Source organism: Amycolatopsis anabasis, from assembly GCF_009765355.1.
Taxonomy (GTDB): domain Bacteria; phylum Actinomycetota; class Actinomycetes; order Mycobacteriales; family Pseudonocardiaceae; genus Amycolatopsis; species Amycolatopsis anabasis.
Genome location: NZ_VTHK01000130.1, coordinates 1 through 4,841, shown reverse-complemented (window position 1 = coordinate 4,841; position 4,841 = coordinate 1). Strand labels below are relative to the sequence as shown.

General features: G+C 68.9%; 3 protein-coding genes and 1 pseudogene. 3 read left to right on the top strand and 1 reads right to left on the bottom strand.

The features are described from left to right. Window positions 1-1,049 precede the first annotated feature (1,049 nt). Genes FXO23_RS50215 through FXO23_RS50205 form a run of 3 tightly spaced genes read left to right on the top strand, consistent with a single transcriptional unit; the run spans window position 1,050 to window position 3,653 of the window. Window positions 1,050-2,216 (top strand): sensor histidine kinase, encoded by a 1,167-nt coding sequence (locus FXO23_RS50215; RefSeq protein WP_158896251.1) that lies wholly within the window; start codon window positions 1,050-1,052, stop codon window positions 2,214-2,216. Next, entirely contained in the window at window positions 2,213-2,935 is a 723-nt protein-coding gene (locus tag FXO23_RS50210) for a response regulator transcription factor (RefSeq protein ID WP_158896249.1), read from the top strand. The genes FXO23_RS50215 and FXO23_RS50210 overlap by 4 nt, the downstream gene beginning before the upstream one ends. Window positions 2,936-2,945: 10 nt before the next feature. Then, window positions 2,946-3,653: a class I SAM-dependent methyltransferase gene (locus tag FXO23_RS50205; RefSeq protein WP_158896247.1), complete on the top strand. Its 708-nt coding sequence runs from the start codon at window positions 2,946-2,948 to the stop codon at window positions 3,651-3,653. A gap of 238 nt (window positions 3,654-3,891) precedes the next feature. Here the strand turns inward: FXO23_RS50205 and FXO23_RS50200 are convergent. Continuing rightward, a pseudogene (locus tag FXO23_RS50200) lies at window positions 3,892-4,624 on the bottom strand (transposase); the annotation flags it as partial. Window positions 4,625-4,841 lie beyond the last annotated feature (217 nt).

Here is a 4,841-nt window from a genome sequence, read left to right as displayed (position 1 = left end):
AAGGCACGCCCTCCGGTTCCAGACACCTACCCTCCACCCCCTTCCTCTGCCGGTCCCGTGGCCTCGTCACGGCTCTGTCCGGGCACGGCGGACTCCTCAGGTTCTTCACCGGTCACCCCGAACCCCGGCGCGGGCTCCGGCGCTCCCGCCCCGGGATCGGCGGCGGCGATCTCATCCCGACCGATCTGGGGATCGGGCTCAAACGGCGCGGTAGTCATAGACACGGAATACCCACCATGCGCAACGGTATGCGCACCCCGAGGACAGCCACACCCGGACCGGTGCGAGATCACCGCCACCTGCCGTCTGTCGGTTCCGCTCGCTGGTGAACGAGTACCGCAACCCGGTCCCGGGCAGGGCCGTGCCCTCCACATCCATCCCTGAACCCCTCCCGAATCGAAGACCAGAACGCTTCACCAGGGTGCACCAGTCCGTACCGAGCGACACCAATCGTGCGGCACTGTGCCCCGCACTCCTTTGACGCCGCAGCCAGCACGTTGTCGCCCGACACGAACGTGGGCCATCTGGCCTGCCAACAAGCCCGGCAGTCGCCCGTGCTCGGAGACCGGCGAGATCACAACGGCGTGCGAGCCGGCGATGTTCTCACGAGCCAGCTGGTGCTGCCAGCACTGGCCCTCAATCGACAACCTGATCGATTGATTCACGGATGGCCACGAGATATCACTTCACAGGCCGCGTAGCGGGGTTACCGTGCGCCGATGACACCCACAAGGGGTGGACAGTGCTCGATACCCCAGCGGAGTTCTCCAGCATCGATGTCCACCCAGTCATCCAGCAGCGGCAATAACCCAGTCGGGCCCCAGGCGGAGGGTTGCCCCAAGCGTGGACCCCGGATCCGGCTATCAGCTACACAACGCGTCCTGGACACGGCGTCTGCTGACATAACGAGGCACGGCCTATTCAAAACCGTTCGTCACGTCTGGCCGGAGCCAGCACAGGAGCGGACTTTCTCAGGTGCAGGGAACCCCCATGGCTACCGGCGATGCAGGCATGCCAGGTGGCCCACAGTGCCGGGTAGCGTCGGCGCTGTGAAGGCATTCCGGTGGCTGCTGCGCCCGGCGACGGCACTGGACTTCGTCGTGCTGCTGATCGCGCTCGCCGTGGCGCTGCTGACTTGGCGCAGCCTCGCCGCGGCCGGGTACGACGTCGTCCTCGTCCAGGCCCTGTACGCGGTGGTCTTCGCCGCGCCGCTACTGCTGATCGTGCGGTGGCCGCTGGCGGCGTGGGTGCTCGCCCTCGCCGGATGGTGCCTCACCGTGCTGGCCCACCCGTGGGGCCCCTCCGACGGCTTGCCGTGGCCGCTGCCGCAGCGGGTCCTGCTGTTGCTCACCGTGGTCCTGGTGGCAGCGAGGACGCGGCCGCGCACGGCGTGGCTGGTGTGGACGTCATCGGTGATGATCGTCGTCGGCCTGCTGTTCGCCTTCGTTCCATCGGTCACCAGCGAGGTTCCGCCGTTCTTGGGCTACGTCTTCTGGTCGATGTTGCTGGTGCTGACCGCGGTGCTGGCCCGCTCGCGGACCCGCGCGCAACGGGATCTCGCGAAACGGGAGCAGCGGGCCGAGGTCGAGGCGGCACGGCTCGCGGTGCTGGAGGAACGCGCCCGGATCGCTCGGGAGATGCACGACGTCGTCGCGCACCGGATGTCGATGATCGCGGTGACCGCCGAAACCGCGCCGTACCGGCTGGCCGAGTTGCCCGACGACAACCGCGCCGTGCTCGCCGGGATCGCCGCCGACGCGCGGGCGGCCCTGGCCGAGATGCGCGTGTTGCTCGGCGCGTTGCGCGGCGACGGTGAGCAACCGGCGCTCGTGCCGCAGCCCGGCTGGGCGGAACTGGACGAGCTCGTCAACCGCGCGCGGGCCCGCGGCATCGAGGTCCGTCACCTGCGTACCGGGAAGACCACGCCCCCGGAGATGATCGGTCTCGCCACATACCGCATCCTGCAGGAAGCACTGAGCAACGCCGTCCGGCACGCGTCGGGGCGACCGGTCGATGTCGAGGTCGCGGCCGATCCGGACGTGGTCCGCCTGCGGGTGTTCAACGCGGCGGAGCCGGGCAGGCCGGTTGGCCGGGGACACGGGGTGCTCGGCATGCGGGAACGGGCCGCCGCGGTCGGGGGCAGTTGCACGGCGGGCCGGAGCGCCGGCGGATGGCTCGTCGAGGCCGAACTGCCGGTGAGCGGAGGAGACACATGACGGTGCGGATCCTGGTGGCCGACGACCACGCGGTGGTGCGGGAGGGGTTCGCCGCGCTGCTGGCCGCGCAGCCGGACTTCGAGGTGGTCGGGCAGGCCGAGGACGGCTTCAGCGCCGAACGACTCGCCATCGAGCTCCGCCCCGACGTGGTGCTGATGGACATCCGCATGCCGTGCCAGGACGGCGTGACCGCGACCTGGCAGTTGCTCAGGGAAACTCCGGACACGCGGGTGCTGATCCTGACCACCTTCGACCTCGACGCTTATGTCTACGACGCGTTGCGGGCCGGGGCGAGCGGGTTCCTGCTCAAGGACAGCACCGCGGGGCAGGTGGTCGACGGCGTTCGCGTTGTCGCGGCGGGGGACGCGCTGCTCGCGCCGTCGGTGACCCGGAGGCTGATCGCCGAGTTCGCCGCGCGCCCGGTGGCGGCCGAACCCGACCGGCTCACCGAGCTGACCGCACGGGAGTCCGAGGTATTCGTTCTGGTCGCACGTGGACTGTCCAATGCGGAAATCGCGGCGGCGCTCACGGTCACCGAGCACACGGTGAAAACGCACGTCAGCAGGCTGCTGGGAAAGCTCGGCCTGCGGGACAGGGCGCAAGCCGTCGCGGTGGCCTACGAGAGCGGGCTCGTCAGCCCCAGGGCTGACCGATCACTCCCGCGAATGACTCCGAAGAGCCGTCCACGGAGTGACGACCGCTGCGGGCACGATGCCTAACTTGGGCGTTATGCGTCCCGTACTGGAAGCCCTCGACATCGAATTCATCATCGAGCTGTACCGCACCTACGCCGAAGACCTGGCGAACGTTCGCGCGGCACAGCGGAAGGTTCTCGGCACCCCCGAGATGGAGGCCAAACTGGACGATGTCGAGGCCGAGCTGACCTACCTAATGATTAGGCGCTTCCGGCCGGAACTGGTCACCGAGGTGGGAACGTTCCGCGGCTGGTCGACCACCTGGATCCTGCATGCCTTGCGGGACAACCGAACCGGTCGGCTCGCCAGCTACGACCTGATCGACAACGCCGTCCGCGCGGTGCCGCCGGAGCTGGCCGAGGGGCGCTGGGATTTCCACTGCGGCGACGTCCGCAAGCAGTGCGGCGACTGGGCGGCGAAGTCCGACTACCTGTTCATCGACGCCGCGCACAACGCGTCCTTCGCCCGCTGGTACCTCGCACACCTGCTACCCACCGTCCCCGCCGGAACCCCGGTCAGCGTGCACGACGTGTTCCACCACAGGCGCCCGCTTCCGTTCACCGAGGGCGCCGAGGTGCTGCGCTGGCTCAACCGCCGGGACATCCCCTTCTTCACCGCCGCCCCGGCACGGGCACCCGACGTGCACCAGCGGCTGACAGCGTTGCGCACGCGGCTCGGCCTCGGCGAACCCGTGCACACCGGTACCGACAACCCGATGTTGTTCTTCCTGCTCAACAATTGAACGCCGGGTTGGTTTCAGCAGCCGCACCTGGCCCAGTAATGTCAGGGAGGCTGCCATGAAAACCACTCGCCTCCTGCTCAGGACATTCCAGCCCCGGACATGTGTCGCCCAGCTGACTGCCGATGGCTCGCTCGTCAGCAGCTGGGACCACGTGCCCTCGCCCTTCGGCGTCGCGTATCGGGCGATGGTCGACGCCGATGGCCGAGTCCGGTGTCTCAACGGGCGGGTACCCGCCGATCTTGGCGTTGACCAGCAGCCGCCGCGCATCGGTGACAGTGGTCTCGGCGAGCGTGGCTAGCTCGCCGGTGACCCGCCGGACCACGGCTTGGGCCTCGTCCCGGCCCGCCGCCCCGCGCAGTCGAAGTTTCGAGGCGATCTCGTGCGCGCGTTTCCCGGCCGACCGGGAACGGTCCCGGATGCGGGTGCGCCGCCCGCCGCCGACGGCCTGGACGCGCCGGCCGGTCGCCGCGATCCGCCGCACCGCCTTGGCCAGCAGGCTCGAATCGGTCGGATAGGACACGTTCGCCGGCACCACGGTGGTGTCCGCCCGCAGCCGGGTGGTGCGCAGCAGCTTCGCCCCGGCGGCCTTGGCCAGCAGCGCCTCGTTCAGCCCGTCCACCGCCGCCGCACCACAGCGGGTGGTCAGCTTCATCAGCGTGGTCGAATGCGGCACCGATCCCTCCAGCCCGATTCGGGGAGAACCGCCGCCACATGATCGAATCGCTGACCTCCCGGCACAGCGACTCATAGCCCAGCCGGTACCGGAACTTGAGGAACATCAGCCGCAGGTAGGTCTCCATCGGCGTCGACGGCCGACCAATCCGCGGGTCGAAGAACCGCACGAACGGCACGAAGAACGCCGGATCATCCAGCAACGCATCCACAGCCGCCAACTCGGCAGGCAACCTCAGCAACTCAGCTGGGAGCGTCGCCTCCCACAGCGATACCTGACCGCCTACAGTACGAAACACGATGGCCTCGATCCCTTCTCGCCCAAGGGGTCAAGGCCATCCTCCCGCTCACCAGACGCCGCCCAGCGGACCGCCACGCGGCGACTTTTTCAGGTCGAAGTAGCTAGGGTGATGGCCATGTTCTTCCGAGTCTGACGCGACCGCTGGCGGGTTGCGGGTACTCCCTCGCCAGTGATGCGGGGCGGCATGCGGCCGCCCCGGGTCGCGATGCGGGAGA

Excerpts from the sequence above, each read along its gene's own strand:
- FXO23_RS50210 (WP_158896249.1), top strand. The coding sequence starts at position 2,213 with ATGACGGTGCGGATCCTGGTGGCCGACGACCACGCGGTGGTGCGGGAG.
- FXO23_RS50205 (WP_158896247.1), top strand. The coding sequence starts at position 2,946 with ATGCGTCCCGTACTGGAAGCCCTCGACATCGAATTCATCATCGAGCTG.